Genomic DNA, 20,316 nt, shown 5'->3' with positions numbered 1-20,316 from the left:
GGGTGCTATCGAGTTTTTAGATAAGCCTCCCAGTGGCCTCCCAGGCACACCTTGGCAGTGGTAGTGTGTCGAAATATTTCTGACATATCGATCAGGAATCCCCTATTTCCCCTTGCAAAGGAATGCCTCTGACCATGCACTTTCGACTCAAGCAATTAGCGGCTGCCACCCTGTTCGCGGCCGGTCTTTCGGTGATGACCACGCCCGCCTTTGCCAACATCACCCCAGAGCAAAGCACGGCGATTCTGCAGAGTTTCAGCGAAAAGTCGGTTACGGATTTCCGTGGTTTCCTCGGCAGCCTGGCCAAGGGCGACTTGGGCAAGGCTGACGACGTGGGTCCGGCGATCAGTGCCTTCCTCGATAACAAAACCCTGACCGCCGACCAGCAGAACGAGATCCATCGCCTGCTGGGGATTTACACCCGAGTGAAGTACGGCAAGGCCGCCCTCGATACCTTGCGCGAACTGGTGGAAATCCCGACCTTCAACGTGGACGGCATACCGCAGTACAAAAACCCGGAATTCATCCGGATTGCTGACAAGATCCAGGCCCTGGCCAAGACCTTCAACCTCAACTTCCGTAACGTCGACAACCGCGTGTACGAGATTTCCCTGGAAGGCAGCGGCGACGAAGTGGTGGGCATCCACGCCCACGCCGACGTGGTGCCGGTGACGCCGGAGAACTGGGTGTTGAAAGACGGCACCAGGCTCGACCCGTTCAAGGTCACGCTGATCGGCGACCGCATGTATGGCCGGGGCACCGAGGATGACAAAAACGGCATCGTGGTGGCGATGTACGCCATGAAGGTGATCAAGGAAGAGAAGCTGCCGCTGGCGCGCAATTTCAAGCTGCTGGTGGACACCACCGAAGAAACTTCCGGCGACGCGATACCCTATTACTTCGAACGCAACCCGACGCCGCAGTACAACTTGGCGCTGGATGGCGGCTACCCGGTGGTGATTGCCGAAAAAGGTTATGGCACTGTCATGGCCACCTTCCCGCGTCGCAAAGGGGAAGGCAAAGGTGCCGAAATCATCTCGATGACCGGCGGCATGGCCACCAACCAGATCCCCTCGGCCTCGGTTGCCACGTTTATCAGCGACAAGCCTGCCGAACTGGCCGCCAGCCTGCAAAAAGCCGGCGCGGAGTATGCCAAGCGCAACGGCGGTGACTTCGAGGTGGCAGCCAAGGTGGTCGGCAAAGAGGTCAAGCTGACGGTGACCGGGGTTTCCGCGCACTCCTCCGAACCGCAATCCGGTATCAACCCGGTGTCGCGCATGCTGGAGCTGATCCACACTGTCGACGGCAAGAACGCCCTCAAGCATAACCACATCACCGACGCCGCCCGTTATGCCTCGGATAACTGGGGCCTGGATTATCTGGGCGGCAAATTAGGCGTGGGTTTCTCCGATGATTTCATGGGGCCGCTGACCACCTCGCTGACCTTTGTCGGCCTGGATGACAAAGCCTTCAAGCTGGCGGTGAACCTGCGTGTACCAAAGGGCAAATCGCCGGAGAAACTGAAAGCCGAGATTTCCAACAAGTTGAGCGCCTGGGACAAGCAAACCAAGGTCAATGTGGACTTCACTTACTCGATCGCCGAACCGATGTACCGCAACCCGGAAGGTGAGTGGGTGAAGGCCTTGTTGGCAGTGGCCAGCGAAAACCTGGGCATGGAGCATAAGTTCGGCACTTCGGCCGGCGCGACCTCTGTGCATGAACTGCCCAATGGCGTGCAATTCGGCCTGGCGCGGCCGGAAGTGAAATACACCGGGCACACCGACAATGAGTTCAAGACGGTCGATCAGTTCTTGCTGGATCTGCAGATCGTCACCGAAATGATGGGGCGTATCGGGCAGTTGCCGAAACTCTGACAGCGATTGAAGTGTGCGCAAAAAAACGCCGATCAGTGATGATCGGCGTTTTTATTCAGGTTCTTCATGCGCCCAGGTATCGCTTGCGCTCCTGTTCCCGCTGCAACATGTCCAGAGGTGGGTAGTAGATATACAGGGAAGACTCGATGGCAAACCATGCCGACGCCAACATTACCCCGCCAGCTACCACGACCATACTGGCCAAAAACAGCCCCGTATCACCCAGTACATGCATTGCCGAGAAAATCAGCGAACCAGTGCCGAATCCAAAATATGGCACCGCCCAATCCACGACGGACAGCACCAAACAACCAAACACCAGGTGCGCGACTTTGTTCATCATCAACCGGTGCTGTTCTCGCAACTGCACATGCCGCTGATACCAGCTAAGCAGGAAATCACTGTTTTCCTTCAGTGCCAGATCCAGAAGGTCGTTGGCCCACACATAACCGATCCCCCTTGAAGGAGGTGTATAGGCATCACCCAAGAGCTTTGGAAAGGCCATTCGCAACCTTGTGCCGATCCCACGAACGATTTCCGTCAACAGCGGCAGAACGAAAGACACCACCAGCGCAAAAGAGGCCGCGGCGACCGCCAGGAACCCCAAGTCAGCGAGCAATGCATCGCTGCTGGTCGTCCACTCCACCAAGGGCGTACCGGTACGGATTAGCAAAGCGATATCGAGAAACAGCACAACGCTGACAAAGCGCATTGCCCAATGGAAATCCCATGCTTTTTCCAAGGCGCTGATCCCCAATGGGGCGACCTTGGTTTCACCGGACGATTGAGAGGTTTCTGCCATCACGGGCGCTCCTTGAACTGAAACGCCCGACTATATCTCGAAGACGCCAGGATCTGAGCCAGGAAGATGGCAGTTTCAGACAGATAAACAAATAACGCACAAACAAAAACGCCGATCATCACTGATCGGCGTTTTTGTTGAATATGGAGCGGGAAACGAGACTCGAACTCGCGACCCCGACCTTGGCAAGGTCGTGCTCTACCAACTGAGCTATTCCCGCAAATGGCGTCCCCTAGGGGACTCGAACCCCTGTTACCGCCGTGAAAGGGCGGTGTCCTAGGCCACTAGACGAAGGGGACACGCTACTGAAACACATGGTGTGTATTTCAGTGCCCAGAGGCCTCATCCGAAGACTTGGTCCTGGTTTCACTCAGTGCCGCCCGAGAGCCACACTGCTTGTAAATTGGAGCGGGAAACGAGACTCGAACTCGCGACCCCGACCTTGGCAAGGTCGTGCTCTACCAACTGAGCTATTCCCGCATATGGCGTCCCCTAGGGGACTCGAACCCCTGTTACCGCCGTGAAAGGGCGGTGTCCTAGGCCACTAGACGAAGGGGACACACGTACAACATTCACTCCCTACCGCGTTTCGCTGTGTGCTTTACGCTGTAAGTGGCGCGCATTCTATGGATGGATTGAAAGGTCGTCAACCCCCAAGGATAAATTTATTTAAATCAATGACTTCGCCCGCGTTTACCGGCCTGCACGGGCATTCTGACCGCCCGGGCCTTGGCGCCTATATTCTGGCGCCCGACAAGGCGCTATAGTTTGCTCCAGCAAATGATGGCAATGTGCATCTATGCAGGAAGCGGCTACCTATATAGCTATATAGGAGAAACTACCTGGGTAACTGGTCGATCAGTCCTATCCGCCGACAAGCCCAGTCACTACACTCTACTGTAAACCCTATCAAAGAGGTCACACCGGTGACACCACTCATGATCACCCTGCTGGTAATAGCCGGGATCGTAATACTGATCGCCATTGGCTACATGAACCACGTGGTGGAAAACAACAAGCTGGAAAAGAAGCGCACCGAGATCGAGCTTAACGATCGCCTGCGCCGTTGCGGTGAGATCACCGAGACATTCCCTGGCCAACTGATGACCCCGGCGCTCAAACTGTTACTGACCCGCCTGGAGCTCAACGTCAACCAGCGCCTGTTGAACCTCAACAAGACCAGTGCACCGATCAAGGCACGTATCGCTGAGCTGAACACGCTGGTGGCCCAGGGCGAATCCCTTCCGGTGAACAACCCGCCCGCGCCGATCCAGACCGAAGCCAAGGCCAAGGACGTGCGCTTCCTGCTGGAAGCCCTGCACGGCCAAGTCACCCGCGCCGCCCAGGACGGTTTCCTGCCGACCAACGAAGCCAAGCACTGGATCAAGGAAATCCGTCATATCCTGGTGCTGTTGCACATCGAATTCTTCAACAACCTCGGCCAGCACGCCTTGCAGCAGGGTCAGCCTGGCCAGGCGCGCCTGGCCTTCGAGCGTGGCGTGCAGTACCTGCGCAAGCAGCCTGAACCGGTGCTCTACAGTGCACAGCTGCAATTGCTGGAAGGCCAACTGGCCCGCGCCAACTCTACCGTGCTGGCTAACAGCAAACAGGCGGCAGAGGAAGTCAACGAATTGACCCAAGGCATGAAAGAAGTCGACGCCGACGCCGAGTGGAAAAAGAAAGTCATCTACGACTGATCTGCCCACTCCCCTGTGGTGAGCGGGCTGCCCGCTCACCACAACATGCCATCACTTTGCATCTATCGCCACGCCCCCGACTAGCGTAAAAAAGTGCCCCTCACTCCGTGAAGTCAGAGGCCCGTTATGCCTATCGCCGTCATTGATGGACAACCGCTGCATTACGTCGACCAGGGCATCGGTCCTGTCGTCCTGCTCGGTTCAAGCTACCTGTGGGACCGCAACATGTGGGCTCCGCAGATCGAAGCCCTGTCACAACAGTACCGGGTGATCGTGCCCGAACTATGGGGCCACGGCGAATCGGGCCAACTCCCCGCACCCACCCACTCCCTCGACGACCTCGCGCGCCAGGCCCTGGCCCTGCTTGACCACCTGGAGATCGCACAGATCAACCTGGTAGGCCTGTCGGTGGGTGGCATGTGGGGCGCACGCCTGGCGTTGCAGGCCCCCGAGCGGATCAACAGCCTGGTGCTGATGGACACCTACCTCGGTGCCGAGCCAGAGGCCACGCGCCAGTATTACTTCTCGTTGTTCAAGATGATTGAAGACGCCGGCGCCATTCCTGAGCCGTTGCTCGATGTGATCGCGCCGATCTTCTTTCGCCCGGACATCGACCGCGAATCAGCGCTCTATCAGGATTTTCGCAAGTCACTGCTGGACTTTCCCCGGGAACGCCTGCTGAACAGCATCGTGCCCCTGGGTCGATTGATCTTCAGCCGCGAAGATGTGCTGGAACAACTACCGCACCTGGACGCCGACACCACCTTGGTGATGTGTGGCGAACAGGACCAACCTCGCCCACCCGCCGAATCCGAGGAAATGGCCGAACTGATTGGCTGTGCCCTGATCCTGATTCCAGACGCCGGGCATATCTCCAGCCGGGAGAACCCGGATTTCGTCAACGAAGCGCTGCTGACCTTCCTCGCCAACCACGCCTGATCGCCCTCCCTTTTGATCGCCGCCTCCGGGCGGCGATCAAAGACGGAAGTGCCCTACCATCCCTTTGAGTTCCGCCCCCAACTGCGCCAGTTGGATGCTCGACGCCGCATTGCCCTGCATGCTCAACGCCGATTGATCGGCACTCGCACGAATACTGGTGACGCTACGGTTGATCTCTTCGGCCACCGAGCTCTGCTCCTCAGCCGCAGCGGCAATCTGCTGGTTCATCTGCTGGATCAACGACACCGCTACCGCAATGCTGCCCAGGGCACTCTCGGTTTCCAGCGCATCGCTGACCGCCAGCTTGACCAGCTCGCCACTTTGCTGGATCTGCTGCACCGATGATTGCGCAGCGCTGCGCAGGGTACTGACCAGCCGCTCGATTTCTTCGGTCGATTGCTGGGTGCGCTTGGCCAGTGCCCGTACTTCATCGGCCACCACCGCAAAACCCCGGCCCTGTTCGCCTGCGCGCGCGGCCTCGATGGCCGCATTCAGGGCCAGCAGGTTGGTCTGTTCGGCAACGCTTTTGATCACACTCAGCACGGCGCCGATATTCTGGATTTCGGCACTGAGGCTCTCGATGCTGGTGCTCGCACGGGTACTGGACGTGGCCAGCAACTCAATGCGCTGCAAACTCTGGCGCACCACCAACTGGCCGCTATCGACCTTCTCATCCGCCGTCTGCGCGGCTTGCGCGGCCTGTTCGGCGTTGCGCGCCACATCGTGCACGGTGGCGGTCATCTGATTCATCGCGGTAGCAACCTGCTCGGTTTCTTCCTTCTGGCTGCTGACCTCGACGTTGGTCTGCTCGGTCACGCTGGACAACGAATGCGCCGAGCTGGCCAATTGTTCGATACCGGCCTGCAGGCCGCTGACCATCTGGCTGAGGCCGCTGCCCATCTGTTGCATCGCCTGCATCAACTGGCCGATTTCATCACGACGGCTGACCTCCATGCGTCCGCTCAAATCACCGGCGGCAATCTGTTGGGCCACCGCGATCACACTGCGCAGCGGTGCAACGATCAAGCGGGTAATCACCCAGGCTGCAATCAGGCCCACCAGCAAGGCCAGGGCCGACGAGCCGACGATCAGCATCGCGCTTTTCTTCAGTTGCGCCTGCATCGACAGGTCTTCAGCGTCATAGGCCTGGTTGACCCGGCTGACGACCTGGTCAGCACGATCATGCAGTTGTTTGTAGACGACTTTTTCCTGGGCCAGCAGGCCGGTGTATTCCCCCAGTTTCTCGCTGAACGCGGCGATATGCCCGGAAACTTCGTTGAGCACCGTCTGATAACCAGGGTCCTTGACTGAAGTTTTCAGTTGCTCGACCTGGGCCAGGGCCTGGTCGGCCTGCTCGATCTTGCCTTGCTCGGCGTCGTCTGCATCCACCCTGCGGCTCTGGTCCAGGCGCACTTGAGCTTCGTTCATGGCCTGCAACATCAAACGTGAAACCTGACTGATCTGGCCTGCCTGCTCGATAAACTCGGCCCCCTCCTTACCTTGGCTTTCCTTGAGACCATAGGCCCCGTCGTCCGACAGCCCGGACTGCAATACATCCAGGTTATTCGCCACGCTGGACACCGACCAACTGGCCATTTCCAGCGCCAGATCCTTGGTCTGTGTCAGCTCGACAAATTCATCGAACGCCTTACGGTAAGCGGCAAGGGCCTGCTCGACCTCGGCCATCACCGAAACATTCGCCGCAGACCGGGCCTTGAGACTGGCCACCTGGACCGCCAGGGCATCGAGATTTTCATGCAGGGCGTCGACAGCCTTGGGGTCGGCGTGCAGCGCGTAGTCCTGTTCGATCAGGCGCACCTTGAGCAAGCCGCTGTTGAGCGACGACATGGCCTTGAGGCCTTCAAAACGATGGCCAACGGTTTGCAGGGACCACACGCCGATAGCTGCGACCAACGCCGTCAGCAGCAGCACCAGGGTAAAGCCCAAACCCAGTTTTTTCGCCATACCGAGGTTGGCGAAACGTCGTTGCACGCCTGAAATCATTGCACTTGAATCCTCTTGCAATGGCGAACGCCATCAAGTCCGATGGACAAGCGACGAGATTCGCAACCAAAAGGCACCGAGCACAAGGCACTGGCGCCACAATAATGGCAAAAAGCTACACGCTCGTCGTTTTCAGAATGGTCGAGGTCGATCTGGCGGGCCCCATCGCACGGAACAACGCCAAGGCACGTTGATCAGTAGCATAGGCGACATTGAGGCGTAGCCACTCACTGTGACTGCCGGTTGGACTGAACAACGCCCCAGGCGACAACAACACCCCCAACTTCCGGGCGCACGCCTGCAACCGCGAAGGCTGCGCCGTCCCCGGGCGTGCCCACAGGAACATACCGCCGGTGGGTACGTCGAACACCTCCCACTCTTCGTCCTCCAGCACTTGCAGGGTCACGGCCATTTCACTACTCAACCGCTTGCGCAGGCGCTGCACCCACTTACGATACGTACCATTGGCCAGCAACGTGGCGACCACCGCTTCAGCAAACCGGGAGGTGCCGAAACCGGTCAAGGTCTTGAGGCTGGCCAGTTGCGTGATGATTGCGCTACTGGCGCAGAGGTAGCCCACACGCAAGGCGCTGCTCAGGGTCTTGGAAAAACTCGCGACGTAGATCACCCGATCATCATGGGGCAATGCCGAAAGCCGCGTGCAACCGGCATGTTGCAGGTCGCCGTAGACGTCTTCCTCAATGATCAGGAAGTTTTCGCGGTGCGCCAGTTCCAGCAAACGCTCGGCCACCACCCGGCACAGGCTGGTGCCGGTGGGATTGTGATAAAGGCTGTGGATGAACAGGCACTTGGGATGATGGCGCTGTAGCAGCGCTTCAAGCGCCGGGAGGTCGGGGCCGCCTCGGGTACGCGGTACTTCCAGCAGTTGCACGCCCTGGAACGCCAGTTGCCGATAGAGGTTGGCATACCCGGGGGTTTCGACCACCACGCTGTCGCCGGCCTTGAGTAGTGTACGTATCAGCAGGTCCAGGGCATGGCTGGCACCTGCGGTGGTAAGAATACGGTCCAGGCTGGTGGCGATGTGAATCTGAGTCAGGCGCTTGAGCAGTTGCTCGCGCAGCGCGGGCAACCCCAGAGAGGTGCTGTAGTTGAACAGGCCTGCGGTGTCGGTGCGGGTGACTTCACGAATCGCGTAACTGATGTCATCGCTTTCGCGCCAGGCATCGGGCAACCAGCCGCAGCCCAGTTTCAACTCTCCCAACGGATTGTCGGCAAAGGCGCCCCACTCGCGCTCCGCCCCCTCATACCAATTACCTTCGTGGCAGACCGCCGGCTGGGCCACCACAAATCCCGAGCCCTGCCGGGGCGCCAGCACCCCTTGGGCGACCATCCTTTCGAATGCTTCGATCACGCTGGATTGGCTGAGCAGATTATCCAGGGCCAACTGGCGGACGGACGGCAAGCGCGTTCCGGGGCTCACCCCGTCCTTGCGAATCCATTGCGCCACTGCACTGACGATTTGCTGCACGACCGGTACAAGGGCTTGTCGATCGATCCCTAAATCCATGAGCCACTCACTTCAACTGTCTGTTATCAACCCGGAGAGTTAAGCACAGAAGCAGCGAATTACCGGCCGCATAATTTTATTAAAGTATTGATTTTATTGACTTATTTACCTAATGACACATATTCGGTCACGGCGTTTTGCCAGCTTTGGAAAAGCCCCACGCCCCCCCAGACGTTTTCGAACAAGGGGGCGGCCAAAGGTCCTAGATAGCCGTCGCGCCACCGTCCACGGCCAAGGCGTGGCCGGTGGTGAACGCCGCTGCGTCGCTGCACAGGTACAGCACTGCGCTGGCGATTTCCTCCACCTTGCCGATACGCCCGACCGGGTGCATGGCGGCGGCGAATTCCGCCTTGCGGGGGTCGGCTTCATAGGCGCGCCGGAACATATCGGTATCGATCACCGCCGGGCAGACGGCATTGACGCGGATTTTCTTCTTCGCGTACTCGATGGCTGCGGACTTGGTCAGGCCGATCACCGCGTGCTTGGAGGCCGCATAGATACTCATCTTCGGCGCCGCGCCCAACCCCGCCACCGACGCGGTGTTGACGATGGCCCCACCGCCCTGGGCCAGCAGCAGCGGCAACTGGTACTTCATGCACAACCACACCCCCTTGACGTTGACGCCCATGATCGCGTCGAACTCATCCAGGCTGCCGTCCGCCAGCTTGCCCTTCTCGATCTCGATGCCAGCGTTATTGAAGGCATAGTCCAGGCGACCATAGGCACTGATGGTCTTTGCCATCAACTGCTGCACCTCCGCCTCCTGGGTGACGTTACAGCGCACGAACAGCGCCTCGCCACCGGCCTGGTGGATCAGCCCGACCGTACCCTCACCGCCTGCGACGTCGAGATCGGCGACCACGACCTTCAAACCTTCGGCGGCGAACGCCAGCGCAGTGGCGCGACCAATACCGGCGGCTGCGCCGGTCACCAGGGCGACCTGACCGGAAAACGTCATGCTCATGGAAGATGTCCTATTGGGATTAATGGCTGTGGCGCGAGTCTAGCCACCGCCGAGACGGACACGTCAGCACTATCAGAAGGCCGGTTAGCGCCGTATGAGTCATAGTGATAAGGCAACCGGGTTCGCTATCAATGGCACCTATCGATGAGCATTCGCGCCCTCGGCTGACCTTGCCCCGGGGCCGTTCAAGGTCTATCAATCATGCTTCACTTCTAAAGAGTCCTTGCCATGACCGCCCAGACCAACCGCCAATTCCTGCTCGCCAAACGCCCGGTCGGCGCGGCCACGCGGGAAACCTTCACTTACCAGGTAGTGCCGGTGGGCACGCCCGAGGACGGGCAGGTGCTGGTGCACAACGAATACCTGTCCCTCGACCCGGCCATGCGTGGCTGGATGAATGAAGGCAAATCCTACATTCCGCCCGTAGGCCTCGGCGAGGTAATGCGCGCACTGGGTGTGGGCAAGGTGATTGCCTCGAACAACCCGAAATTCGCAGTCGGGGACTACGTGAATGGCGCCCTGGGCGTGCAGGATTACTACCTGGGCGAACCGCGCGGCTTCTACAAGGTCGACCCCAAGCTGGCTCCCCTGCCCCGCTACCTTTCTGCACTGGGCATGACCGGCATGACCGCCTACTTCGCGCTGCTGGACACCGGCGCACCCAAGGCCGGTGAAACCGTGGTGATCTCCGGCGCGGCCGGTGCCGTGGGCAGCATTGCCGGGCAGATCGCCAAGCTCAAAGGCTGCCGCGTGGTCGGCATTGCCGGCGGTGCCGACAAGTGCAAGTTCCTGGTGGATGAACTGGGCTTCGACGCCGCCATCGACTACAAGAACGAAGACGTGCCCGCCGCCCTCAAGCGCGAGTGCCCTAAAGGCGTGGATGTGTATTTCGATAACGTCGGCGGCGACATTCTTGACGCGGTGCTCAGCCGGCTGGCGTTGAAAGCCCGCGTGGTGATTTGCGGGGCCATCAGCCAGTACAACAACAAGGAAGCCGTGAAAGGCCCGGCCAACTACCTCTCATTGCTGGTCAACCGCGCACGAATGGAAGGCTTTGTGGTGATGGATCACGCGGCGAACTTTGCCGCCGCCGGGCAGGAAATGGCCGGCTGGATGGCCCAGGGCAAGCTCAAGAGCAAGGAGGATATTGTCGAGGGGCTGGAGACGTTCCCGGAGACACTGATGAAGCTGTTCAACGGCGAGAACTTTGGGAAATTGGTGCTCAAGGTCAGCTGATACACGGCAGATCCGCTCGTTCCCACACGCGTGGGAACGAGCATCGATCAGGCGATCTCGGCGACTACCGCTGCCAACGCCTTGGCCGGATCCGCCGCCTGGCTGATCGGACGGCCGATCACCAGGTAGTCGGAGCCCGCGTCCAGTGCCTGGCGCGGGGTCAGGATGCGGCGCTGGTCGTCCTGGGCGCTGCCCGCCGGGCGAATCCCCGGAGTGACCAATTGCAACGACGGATGGGCGGTCTTCAAGGCCTGTGCTTCCAGCGCCGAGCACACCAGGCCATCAAGGCCGGCTTTCTGCGCCAGGGCTGCCAGGCGCAGCACCTGTTCCTGAGGCTCGATGTCCAGGCCCACGCCCGCCAGGTCTTCGCGCTCCATGCTGGTCAGCACGGTCACGCCGATCAGCAAGGGCTTGGGGCCGCTGCGCTGTTCCAGCACTTCGCGGCAGGCGGTCATCATGCGCAGGCCGCCGGAGCAGTGCACGTTGACCATCCACACGCCCATCTCGGCCGCAGCCTTGACCGCCATGGCGGTGGTGTTGGGGATGTCGTGGAATTTCAGGTCGAGGAACACCTCGAAGCCTTTGTCACGCAGGGTGCCGACAATTTCAGCGGCACAGCTGGTGAACAGTTCCTTGCCGACCTTGACCCGGCAAAGCTTGGGGTCCAACTGGTCAGCCAGCTTCAGTGCGGCGTCACGGGTGGGGTAATCCAGGGCGACGATGATAGGAGTCTGGCAGACGGACATTGGAATGGGCTCTCAGGCAAGTCGAAATCGGCGCGGATTGTAGCGCAAGCAGCGCCGTTGCGGGATCCGATGATCGGTAAATACTGACCGACCGCCATCAGGCGGGCATTTCGGGTAATTATTTCAAGGCTGATACATTCACGACATGCCCACAACACGCCCCGTCGCTAGTCTCGCCCGCACGACTCAACGACCAGCACTACCAGCCATGGGGCTGGGCGCCTATGCTGACCGCAATAACCAGGCAGATGATCGCACTATGCATACCCCTTCCGTCCCTGTGAACGAAGAGCAAAAAGGCGCAGTGATCGCCGATGACAAGCGCTGGAATACCCGCGCACTGATCGTCGACGACGATGTGCCGATCCGCGAGTTGCTGATCGACTACCTGGCACGCTTCAATATTCTCGCCACCGGTGTGACCGACGGCGCCGCAATGCGCCTGGCCATGCAAGCCGAAACCTACGATGTGGTGGTACTCGACCTGATGCTGCCGGGCGAAGACGGCCTGACGCTGTGCCGCTGGCTGCGCGCCGAATCGGACATCCCGATCCTGATGCTCACCGCCCGCTGCGAGCCCACCGACCGCATCATCGGCCTGGAACTGGGGGCCGACGACTACATGTCCAAGCCCTTCGAACCGCGTGAACTGGTAGCCCGCATCCAGACCATCCTGCGCCGGGTACGCGATGACCGCACCGAACAGCGCGCGAATATCCGCTTCGACAACTGGCGCCTCAACAGCGTGTTGCGTCAATTGGTGGCCGACGATGGCTTGGTGGTGCCGCTGTCCAACGCTGAATTCCGCCTGTTATGGGTGTTTATCGAACGCCCGCGCCGAGTGCTGAGCCGTGAGCAGCTGCTCGATGCCGCCCGTGGCCGCTCCATTGAAGCCTTTGATCGCAGTATCGACTTGCTGGTGTCACGCCTGCGGCAAAAACTCGGGGATGACCCCAAGGCACCGCAGTTGATCAAGACCGTGCGCGGCGAAGGCTACCTGTTCGACGCCCGGGATATTGGCTGATGCGCGCCCCCTTCAATACGCTGTTCGGTCGGCTGTTCGGCGTGTTGCTGGTGGCGATTGTGCTGGCCCATGCGCTGGCGTTCTTCTGGTTTCACCACTACGGCCAACCGCCCCCCCCCCCTCCTGAGCGATTTATCGAGCAGCCGGACGGGACCATGGTGCCAATGCGCGATAAGCACCCACGCCCCTGGTTTGGCGGCCCGGTGGTGCCCCTGACCTTTCAATTCGTCTCGTTGATTATCGCGGCCTGGTACGGTGCCAAACTGCTGAGCCGGCCAATACAGCGCCTGAGTGAAGCGGCGGAACGCTTGAGTCTGGACCTCGACAGCCCCCCCCTCGATGAATCCGGCCCGTGGGAAGCGCGGCAGGCCGCCTCGACCTTCAACCTGATGCAAAGGCGCATTCGCGAGCAGGTCAGCCAACGCGCGCGCATGCTCGGCGCCGTCTCCCATGACCTGCGCACCCCGCTGTCACGCCTCAAGCTGCGTCTGGAACAAGTTGAAGACATCCGGTTGCAGGGCCAGATGCGCCAGGACCTGAACGACATGATCGGCATGCTCGACGCCACCCTGAGCTACCTCCACGAACAGCGCACCAGTGAAACCCGGCATTGGCTGGATGTACAGGCGCTGGTGGAGTCAATGAGTGAAAACGCCCAGGACCAGGGTTCCGATGTGCAATGTTCGGGCACCTGCGTGCCCTTGCTGGTGCAACCGATGGCCTTGCGTTCATGCCTCAACAACCTGATCGACAATGCCTTGCGTTATGCCGGCACAGCCCGCGTGGAGTTGAGGGACAGCCGTGAGGCGCTGATCATCCGCGTGATAGACCATGGGCCGGGGATTGCGGCAGATATGCGCGAGGCGGTATTCGAGCCGTTCTATCGTCTGGAAGGTTCCCGTAACCGCAATTCCGGCGGCGTCGGCCTGGGCATGACCATTTCCAAGGAAGCCGCGGAGCGCCTGGGCGGCCGCCTGAGCCTGGAAGAGACGCCAGGCGGCGGCTTGACCGCAGTGATGTGGTTACCCAGGGCTTAAAGAGGCTTGTCTTCGCGCCGAACCTGGGCCTGGGTTGCGCTCCAATCCATCAGCAGGCTGTAGGCCACGGCCAGCAGGGTCGGACCGATAAACAGGCCGATAAAGCCAAAGGCGATCAACCCGCCAAATACCCCAAGCAACACGATCACCAGCGGCAAATTGCCGCCACGGCTGATCAGGTAGGGCTTGAGCACGTTGTCCACGCCGCTGATGATGAACGTACCCCACACGCCAAGGAACACCGCGTAGGTGTAATCGCCTTTCCACGCCAGCCAGGCCGTGGCCGGGATCCACACCAGCGGCGGGCCCATCGGGATCAGGCTGAGCAGGAACGTCACGATCCCCAGCACCAGCGCGCCCGGTACGCCGGCGATCAGGAAGCCAATCAGTGCCAGCAGGGCCTGGGCGGCAGCAGTGCCGATCACGCCGTTGACCACCCGTTGCACGGTGCCCGCCACCAGTTCGATGTAGTAACCGGCGCGATCACCGATCAGACGCTCCAGCAGGCGATGGACGAACATCGCCAAACGTGGGCCATCACGATAGAAGAAAAACACGAACACCAGGCTCAGGGTCAGCTCGAGGATGCCGCCACCGATCTGCGCGCTGCGCGCCAGCAACCAGTTACCGACCTGCCCAAGGTAGGGCTTGATGCTGACCATCAACGCCGCGCCTTGCTGATCGATAGTGTCCCAGGTCGCCACCAGCCGCTCGCCGATAAATGGGATCGAGCCCAGCCAGGTGGGCGCCTCGGGCAAGCCATCAACCTGAATATCCTTGATCAGCGCGACGGCATCGCGCACATGGTCCGCCAGGTTGAACCCCAGCCACACCAGGGGCACTGCCACCAGCAACATCCAGCCCAAGGTCAGGATGCCGGCGGCCAGGGATTCACGGCCGCCCAGCCAGCGGGTCAACAGCACCATCAACGGCCAACTGGCGAACGCCAGCACTGCGCCCCAGAACAGCGCCGACCAGAACGGCGCCATCACCCAGAAGCTGGCACCAAACAGCACCAGCAGCAGGATTTGCACCAGCAGGCGATCGTTATTGAGCATGGAGTATCTCTAGAAGAAGGCTGTAGGAGAGAGCTTAGGCAAACGGCACGGGTCCGTTCGCCCTGTTACGGTCAGCGTATCAGATGCAGATGCAGGCCTTTGGTTTCAGTGGTGCCGGTTTCCAGGCGTGCGGCACGCACGCCCTTGTCGACCAAGGCCTGGCGCCAGGCTTCGGCTTTCGGGCCGGTCAAACTGACGCGCAAGGTGGCATCGAGGTTCAATCCGCGGGAAATCAGGGTCAGCCAGGTGTCGTCAGGGTCGCCGCCCAGCGCGGGGAAGTCCAGCTCGCCGGTGCTTTTCAGCTCGCGCAACAAGGTGGCCGAGGTGGGCAACAAGTCGCCCAACGGTGCGCTCGAATCCAGCTGCTCCACATGCAGATAGGCGCGGCGGTTGCCCCGGGTGATGCCGTACATGGCCACCAGGGCGTTTTCCTGCGGGGCGGCCAGACGCAGCAGCAGGTATTCCTGCTGGCCATCGGCACCGACCAGCTTGGCATTACCGAAGACTTCGTTGGCCCACAGGCTGCTTTCCCCGCAGTCGCGGGCCTGGCACCAGAACAACAACTGCGCGCCGTTGGCCTGCAACGCTTCGCGCGTCGACGTAAATGCAGCACTGGAGGTGTGTTCGGCAGGCAGTTCATAGGTAATCGCTGTGGTTTGCCCACGGGCGGTGGCCTGGCTTTCGTAACGCAACTGGCCACTGATCTTGCGGATCGCCCCCATGGGGTAGATGCGTTCCTTTTCTTCAGCGGGGCGGTAATCGACGATCTGCGCGTCGACCTGACGGGCCACGGCAGGCAGGTCCTGGCTTCCCGGCACATCGGCGGCGAACACCAAAGGGCTGAAACAGCACAGTCCGAGGGCACGTATACATCCTTTACGCAGGCTCATCGGATCGGTGAGCCCTGGCCATCGGAGGTCGCAGCGGTGTTGAGTTGGTTCATGGTTGACTCCCTTTCAATCCGCCCAGCCTCGGCAGTTGACCGCCCCAAGTCAAGGCGCGGAGAAGAACCGATTGAAACAGTCTGCAACAAGGACTGCACCGGGCTCATCATTCAGGTGTAAATGATGGCCACCTGGCAACGTGGTTACCGTAAAGGGTAGCTGGGAAAGCAATTCGGGATGTTTCGCCAACATGCCATCGGCGGCGACCACCAACTGCGTAGGGCAACCCACGCGGCGCACGAAAGCCATCGCCTGCTCATCGGTCAGACGCATCGGCGAAGCCAGGGTCAGGCGACTGTCCGAGCGCCAGGTATAACCGCCCGGCACCGGCATCAAACCGCGCTGGGCCAGCAGTTCTGCGGCTTCACGGCTCACGGCAACCAAACCTTTCATACGCGCCTCAACCGCCCGGTCCAAGGTGGTGTAGACCGGTTTGCGCTTATCCTGCAGGTTCAATTGGGCCTGCAAGGCCATGCCCAAGCGCTCGGCTGCGTTCTCACCGCTGGCAGTGGGCGGGATCACGCCGTCAATTAAACCCAGGTGCGTCACCCGTTCCGGCAAAGCGCCGGCCAGCACCAGGGAAACGATGGCGCCGAGGGAGTGGCCAAGTAATGCAAAACGTTTCCAGCCCAGTTGCTCGGCGACTTGCAGAACGTCGTGGACGTAATCCCACAAGGCATAACCGGCACCTGCAGGACGATGCGCCGAATGCCCGTGGCCGGCCATGTCCAGCGCCACGATACGTAAACCCGCAAGCTTCGGCGCCAGGCGCGCAAAGCTGTTGGCATTGTCCAGCCAGCCATGCAGGGCGATCACCGGCAAACCGTCCTCGGGGCCAAACAGATGGGCCGCCAACTCGATGTGCGGCAGGCTCAGGCGCACTTCTTCGACCGGCGTACTCATGCGCAACTGCGCTCGCGGGCTTGCCAGCGGGCGAACAGGGTCTTGATCAAGGTCGCGGTGTCCTGAGGGCGTTCGAGGGGAAACATATGACCGCCGGGCATAGTGAGCATTTCGCCCATGGGCAGACGGTCGACGCCGCTGGCGTGGTGACGCATCACCACACGACTCTGTCGACCGCGCACCACCGCCAGCGGCACTTTCAGTTGGCGCACCTGGCCGGGGCTGGTGTGAGGCACGCCCCGGTAGATGCTGATTTCGGTCGCCGGGTCGAAGCGCAGGCGCAGGCGATCACCCGCCTGGTACAGGCCGTGTTGCAGGTAGGCGTCGAAGCATTCCGGGTCGAAGCCTCGGAACAGGGTCTTGCCGGCGAAGTAGCTGCGCGCGGCGTCCAGGTCGCTGAACTCTTCGCGACGGCCCAGGGTGCGTCCGGCCGGCGTGAGTCGGTCGATAAAACCGAAGCGCTTGGCGGCACGGATCACCCAGCGGTCGGCGCGGGTCAATACCGGCGAATCGAGCATCACCACCCCACGATACAGCTGCGGGCAGCGCATGGCCGCGTGCAAATGCAGCACGCCACCCAGGGAGTGGCCCACACCCCACACAGGCTCCGGTTGCTGTTCCAGATGATGGATCAACTCGTCCACCAGGTTCTGCCAGTTATCGTCCACTGGAAACCTGGGGTCGTGACCGTGCTGCGGCAAGTGAGCTACCGCATACTCCGGGGCCAGGGCGGCAAACAGCTTGCCGTAGGTGGCCGAGGGGAAGCCATTGGCGTGGGCAAAAAACACGTGCTGCGACATAGCGGATCCATCTGCAAAAACCGAGATTGATTGTCACCAGCCTCAAGCCCCACAGCAATGACTGTAACCGCCAGGAATGATGACACTCACGCCACACCTATCGCGCCGGAGGGGTTTCGCCCAAAGGCACCACGGCCATGGTCAGCCGTGAAACACAGTTGCACTTGCCGTCATCGGTGGTCAGGCGGATGTCCCAGACCTGGGTGGTGCGGCCGATATGGATCGCCTTGGCCACCGCCGTCACCCGCCCGCTGCGCACACCGCGCAGGTGGTTGGCGTTGACCTCCAGGCCCACGCAATAGAACTTGCTCGGGTCGATGCACAAGTAAGCCGCCACGGAGCCGACGCTCTCGGCCAGTACCACTGACGCGCCGCCATGCAGCAGGCCGTAGGGCTGGTGAGTGCGGTGGTCGACCACCATGCTGGCGGTGAGGGATTCGTCGTCGAAGCTTTCAAAACGGATGTCCAGCAGGTCACCGATGGTGTTCTTCTGGCCGGCATTGAGTTGCTCGATATTCGGTTGGGTGCGCCACAAGCTCATGGAATTGTCCTTATTGGTTTTATTACGACCCTAATCCTGCCACACAACTGCCTCGCTGCGCTCGCTCCACGCCTGAAACTGAGCACCGTTGTGCGGTGCAGCGGGCGTGGTGAGGGTCTGCACCTCAGCTGCGCCGACGGGCTGCACCAGAAAGGTTTGGCGCGGGTGCCGCGCTTCACGTTCGAAGAACACCTGTAACGGCAAACGAAAAGCGACGGGCATGGGACGCGCGCCTTTGTGGCCCGACGATAGCCTACGGATTCTTCACGCTGACCAGGCTCATCAGTCCCGCCAGCGGGAAGTCGCCCTCCAGTTCCGCCAGGCTGGCGGTGTACATCGGCTGCGGCTGGCGCTGATGGCCATGCTGCAAAAAGCTGATCAAGCTGCCGACCAGGGGCTGATGGCTGACCAGCAGCACATTGTCATCGCTGTCGAGCTTGTTCAGAACCTCCAGCGGATTGCCCTCCGGCGCGAGCCAAGGCACCGTGCGGATGTCCGGCTCAAAACCCAGCGAGTCCCGCACCAACTGTGCAGTTTGCTGCGCCCGTACGTACGGGCTGGCAATGATCGCGCTGAGCGGCTGGCCGATCAGGTGCGCAGCACTGCGCAACACCTCGGCGCGGCCATGCTCGGTGAGGTTGCGCTCGGCATCCGTGCGGGCATGCCCCTCGGCCTCACCGTGACGCAAGACCCACACCTTCATAGCTTCGGTTCCTCATCACGCGCTGGATGCGGTGCCGGCGGCACGCTGTGGGCGGCTTCGCCCTCGGGAGCGCGCGGGGTTGGCCAGTCGGCGAACGGCCAGGGCTTCTGTTCAGTGTGGAAGCTGCCAAAGCGGCCGATCTGGGCAAGAAACTGGCTGAGGCTGTCGCCGAAGTTCATCAGGCCAAGATTCGGCGCGCTGTAGACCAGACGGTAGATCACCTGCACCACCACCAATGCGCCTAGCAGGAACTGCGCCACCTGCCACACCAGGGCAAACACCAGCATCCACAGGATGCGCAGGAGGATGGACTCGTACTTGGGGGCTGCTTTCGGATCGTTCATGGCGCGTTCCTCAGTTGAAACCACTGGTGGAAATAAAGTCGACGTCGGTTTTGGGTTCGGCCCGCATCAGCAACTCGATGACCTGATTCAAGGTGCGCCCTTCAAACAGGATGGCGTGCAGCCCGGCGACCAGCGGCATATACACGCCGACTTCCTGGGCCTTGGCCTTGAGCACCTTGAGGGTGTTGACCCCTTCGGCCACTTCGCCCAGGCGCGTCACCGCGTCTTCCAGGCTCAGGCCCTGGCCCAGGGCGAACCCCACCTGGTAGTTGCGGCTTTTCGGCGACGAACAGGTGACGATCAAGTCGCCCACGCCGGCCAGGCCCAGGAAGGTCATGGGGTTGGCGCCCTGGTTTACCGCGAAGCGGGTCATTTCCGCCAGGGCACGGGTAATCAACATGCTCTTGGTGTTTTCGCCCATGCCCAGGGCCACCGCCATGCCGGCGATGATCGCGTAGACGTTTTTCAGCGCCCCGCCCAGTTCCACGCCAAAACGGTCGCCACTGGCGTATACGCGGAAGGTCCGGCCATGCAGCACCGCCTGGACACGCTCGCACAGTTCCTCATCCTCGCTGGCGATCACCGTGGCGGTCAGCGCGTGCTCGGCGACTTCCCGCGCCAGGTTCGGCCCGGACAGCACGCCAATGCGCGCCTGGGGGGCGATTTCTGCGAGGATTTCGCTCATCAGCTTGAAGGTCTGCGCCTCGATGCCCTTGGTCAGGCTGACCAACAGCTTGCCCGCCAGGCGCTCGGCATGGGGCGCCAGCACCGAGCGCAAGGCGCTGGAAGGCAGCGCAACGAAGCACAGGTCGCAGTCCGTCAGGGTGGCCAGCAAGTCGGTGACCGGCTCGACCGCCGGATGAATCTTGATGCCTTTAAGGTAACGCGGGTTTTCGCGGTGTACACGAATGGCCTCGGCCTGCGCGGGATCGCGCATCCACTGGCGCACCGCATGACCGTTCTCGGCCAGCAGGTTAGCCACGGCGGTACCAAAACTTCCGCCTCCCAGGACCGCAATAGGGCGCTGTTCAGTCATATGCAATCCGTTAATCCATACCAGTGGCGATGGCGGCATTATACGGGGCGACCCGCTTGCGGCCAGCCCCCGTATCAAATCGTGCGGCTATCGGGAAATGCCATGCCCGTGCGACGGAATTGCAAGGGCGACGACT

The 20,316-nt window shown here is 61.0% G+C and carries 20 protein-coding genes, 4 tRNA genes and 1 pseudogene; 6 read left to right on the top strand and 19 right to left on the bottom strand.

The window, feature by feature from the left end:
• Positions 1-134: 134 nt before the first annotated feature.
• Entirely contained in the window at positions 135-1,874 is a 1,740-nt protein-coding gene (locus HDC32_RS29840; RefSeq protein ID WP_184746452.1) for a dipeptidase, read from the top strand.
• Positions 1,875-1,938: 64 nt separating this feature from the next.
• On the opposite strand, the gene HDC32_RS29835 is transcribed toward HDC32_RS29840, so the two are convergent.
• The 5 genes from HDC32_RS29835 to HDC32_RS29815 all read right to left on the bottom strand — a co-directional run bounded on the left by HDC32_RS29835 (position 1,939) and on the right by HDC32_RS29815 (position 3,235).
• A complete protein-coding gene (locus tag HDC32_RS29835; RefSeq protein WP_184746450.1) occupies positions 1,939-2,679 on the bottom strand; it encodes a hypothetical protein in 741 nt (246 codons plus the stop codon).
• 141 nt (positions 2,680-2,820) lie between these two features.
• Positions 2,821-2,896, bottom strand: a tRNA-Gly gene (locus HDC32_RS29830).
• 3 nt (positions 2,897-2,899) lie between these two features.
• A tRNA-Glu gene (locus tag HDC32_RS29825) sits at positions 2,900-2,975 on the bottom strand.
• Between the two features lie 105 nt (positions 2,976-3,080).
• Positions 3,081-3,156 (bottom strand) — tRNA-Gly (locus HDC32_RS29820).
• A 3-nt stretch (positions 3,157-3,159) separates the two neighbouring features.
• A tRNA-Glu gene (locus HDC32_RS29815) sits at positions 3,160-3,235 on the bottom strand.
• A 367-nt stretch (positions 3,236-3,602) separates the two neighbouring features.
• On the opposite strand from HDC32_RS29815, the gene HDC32_RS29810 reads away from it, so the two are divergent.
• Both HDC32_RS29810 and HDC32_RS29805 read left to right on the top strand, forming a co-directional pair.
• Positions 3,603-4,373, top strand: a complete 771-nt coding sequence (locus tag HDC32_RS29810; RefSeq protein ID WP_167656174.1) for a hypothetical protein — start codon at positions 3,603-3,605, stop codon at positions 4,371-4,373.
• A gap of 126 nt (positions 4,374-4,499) precedes the next feature.
• Positions 4,500-5,312 carry an alpha/beta fold hydrolase gene (locus tag HDC32_RS29805; protein ID WP_145337990.1) on the top strand — a complete coding sequence of 271 codons (813 nt, stop codon included), beginning with the start codon at positions 4,500-4,502 and terminating at the stop codon, positions 5,310-5,312.
• Positions 5,313-5,348: 36 nt separating this feature from the next.
• Here HDC32_RS29805 and HDC32_RS32620 read toward each other — a convergent pair whose 3' ends face one another.
• From HDC32_RS32620 to HDC32_RS29790, 4 genes and pseudogenes are all read right to left on the bottom strand, one after another.
• Positions 5,349-6,191, bottom strand: coding sequence for a methyl-accepting chemotaxis protein (locus HDC32_RS32620; RefSeq protein ID WP_405046406.1), 843 nt, complete (start codon positions 6,189-6,191; stop codon positions 5,349-5,351).
• Positions 6,192-6,209: 18 nt separating this feature from the next.
• A pseudogene (locus HDC32_RS32615) lies at positions 6,210-6,407 on the bottom strand (HAMP domain-containing protein); the annotation flags it as partial.
• A gap of 1,024 nt (positions 6,408-7,431) precedes the next feature.
• The gene (locus tag HDC32_RS29795) at positions 7,432-8,844 is read right to left on the bottom strand and encodes a PLP-dependent aminotransferase family protein (protein ID WP_184746446.1); all 1,413 of its coding nucleotides are present in this window, start codon (positions 8,842-8,844) and stop codon (positions 7,432-7,434) included.
• 202 nt (positions 8,845-9,046) lie between these two features.
• On the bottom strand, positions 9,047-9,808 hold the full coding sequence (locus HDC32_RS29790; RefSeq protein WP_131699441.1) for an SDR family oxidoreductase: 762 nt from the start codon (positions 9,806-9,808) through the stop codon (positions 9,047-9,049).
• 228 nt (positions 9,809-10,036) lie between these two features.
• Here HDC32_RS29790 and HDC32_RS29785 point away from each other — a divergent pair, with 228 nt between their 5' ends.
• Entirely contained in the window at positions 10,037-11,044 is a 1,008-nt protein-coding gene (locus HDC32_RS29785) for an NADP-dependent oxidoreductase (RefSeq protein WP_145337996.1), read from the top strand.
• Between the two features lie 47 nt (positions 11,045-11,091).
• On the opposite strand, the gene pyrF is transcribed toward HDC32_RS29785, so the two are convergent.
• The gene (gene pyrF / locus HDC32_RS29780; RefSeq protein ID WP_131699443.1) at positions 11,092-11,790 is read right to left on the bottom strand and encodes an orotidine-5'-phosphate decarboxylase; all 699 of its coding nucleotides are present in this window, start codon (positions 11,788-11,790) and stop codon (positions 11,092-11,094) included.
• Between the two features lie 208 nt (positions 11,791-11,998).
• On the opposite strand from pyrF, the gene HDC32_RS29775 reads away from it, so the two are divergent.
• Together HDC32_RS29775 and HDC32_RS29770 are read left to right on the top strand one after the other, a co-directional pair.
• Positions 11,999-12,814: a response regulator gene (locus HDC32_RS29775; protein WP_131699444.1), complete on the top strand. Its 816-nt coding sequence runs from the start codon at positions 11,999-12,001 to the stop codon at positions 12,812-12,814.
• On the top strand, positions 12,814-13,851 hold the full coding sequence (locus tag HDC32_RS29770; RefSeq protein ID WP_184746444.1) for a cell wall metabolism sensor histidine kinase WalK: 1,038 nt from the start codon (positions 12,814-12,816) through the stop codon (positions 13,849-13,851). Before HDC32_RS29775 ends, HDC32_RS29770 begins: the two co-directional genes overlap by 1 nt.
• On the opposite strand, the gene HDC32_RS29765 is transcribed toward HDC32_RS29770, so the two are convergent.
• The 9 genes from HDC32_RS29765 to HDC32_RS29725 all read right to left on the bottom strand — a co-directional run bounded on the left by HDC32_RS29765 (position 13,848) and on the right by HDC32_RS29725 (position 20,180).
• Positions 13,848-14,909 (bottom strand): AI-2E family transporter, encoded by a 1,062-nt coding sequence (locus HDC32_RS29765; protein ID WP_131699446.1) that lies wholly within the window; start codon positions 14,907-14,909, stop codon positions 13,848-13,850. The two genes, HDC32_RS29770 and HDC32_RS29765, sit on opposite strands and share 4 nt — an antisense overlap.
• 71 nt (positions 14,910-14,980) lie before the next feature.
• The gene (locus HDC32_RS29760) at positions 14,981-15,799 is read right to left on the bottom strand and encodes a DUF4892 domain-containing protein (protein ID WP_131699447.1); all 819 of its coding nucleotides are present in this window, start codon (positions 15,797-15,799) and stop codon (positions 14,981-14,983) included.
• A 102-nt stretch (positions 15,800-15,901) separates the two neighbouring features.
• Positions 15,902-16,756 carry an alpha/beta hydrolase gene (locus HDC32_RS29755; RefSeq protein WP_184746442.1) on the bottom strand — a complete coding sequence of 285 codons (855 nt, stop codon included), beginning with the start codon at positions 16,754-16,756 and terminating at the stop codon, positions 15,902-15,904.
• The gene (locus HDC32_RS29750; RefSeq protein ID WP_131699449.1) at positions 16,753-17,556 is read right to left on the bottom strand and encodes an alpha/beta fold hydrolase; all 804 of its coding nucleotides are present in this window, start codon (positions 17,554-17,556) and stop codon (positions 16,753-16,755) included. Before HDC32_RS29750 ends, HDC32_RS29755 begins: the two co-directional genes overlap by 4 nt.
• A 97-nt stretch (positions 17,557-17,653) precedes the next feature.
• Positions 17,654-18,097: a hotdog fold thioesterase gene (locus tag HDC32_RS29745; RefSeq protein WP_184746440.1), complete on the bottom strand. Its 444-nt coding sequence runs from the start codon at positions 18,095-18,097 to the stop codon at positions 17,654-17,656.
• 30 nt (positions 18,098-18,127) lie between these two features.
• Positions 18,128-18,319, bottom strand: a complete 192-nt coding sequence (locus HDC32_RS29740; protein WP_167656169.1) for a hypothetical protein — start codon at positions 18,317-18,319, stop codon at positions 18,128-18,130.
• A 31-nt stretch (positions 18,320-18,350) separates the two neighbouring features.
• On the bottom strand, positions 18,351-18,800 hold the full coding sequence (gene sixA / locus HDC32_RS29735) for a phosphohistidine phosphatase SixA (protein ID WP_145338001.1): 450 nt from the start codon (positions 18,798-18,800) through the stop codon (positions 18,351-18,353).
• A complete protein-coding gene (locus HDC32_RS29730; protein WP_184746438.1) occupies positions 18,797-19,144 on the bottom strand; it encodes a DUF4389 domain-containing protein in 348 nt (115 codons plus the stop codon). Before HDC32_RS29730 ends, sixA begins: the two co-directional genes overlap by 4 nt.
• A gap of 10 nt (positions 19,145-19,154) precedes the next feature.
• Positions 19,155-20,180 carry an NAD(P)H-dependent glycerol-3-phosphate dehydrogenase gene (locus HDC32_RS29725; RefSeq protein ID WP_184746436.1) on the bottom strand — a complete coding sequence of 342 codons (1,026 nt, stop codon included), beginning with the start codon at positions 20,178-20,180 and terminating at the stop codon, positions 19,155-19,157.
• Positions 20,181-20,316 lie beyond the last annotated feature (136 nt).

This window comes from Pseudomonas sp. JAI120 (assembly GCF_014207255.1).
In the GTDB taxonomy this organism is placed as follows: Bacteria; Pseudomonadota; Gammaproteobacteria; order Pseudomonadales; family Pseudomonadaceae; genus Aquipseudomonas.
This window is presented reverse-complemented; position numbering and strand designations above follow the sequence as displayed.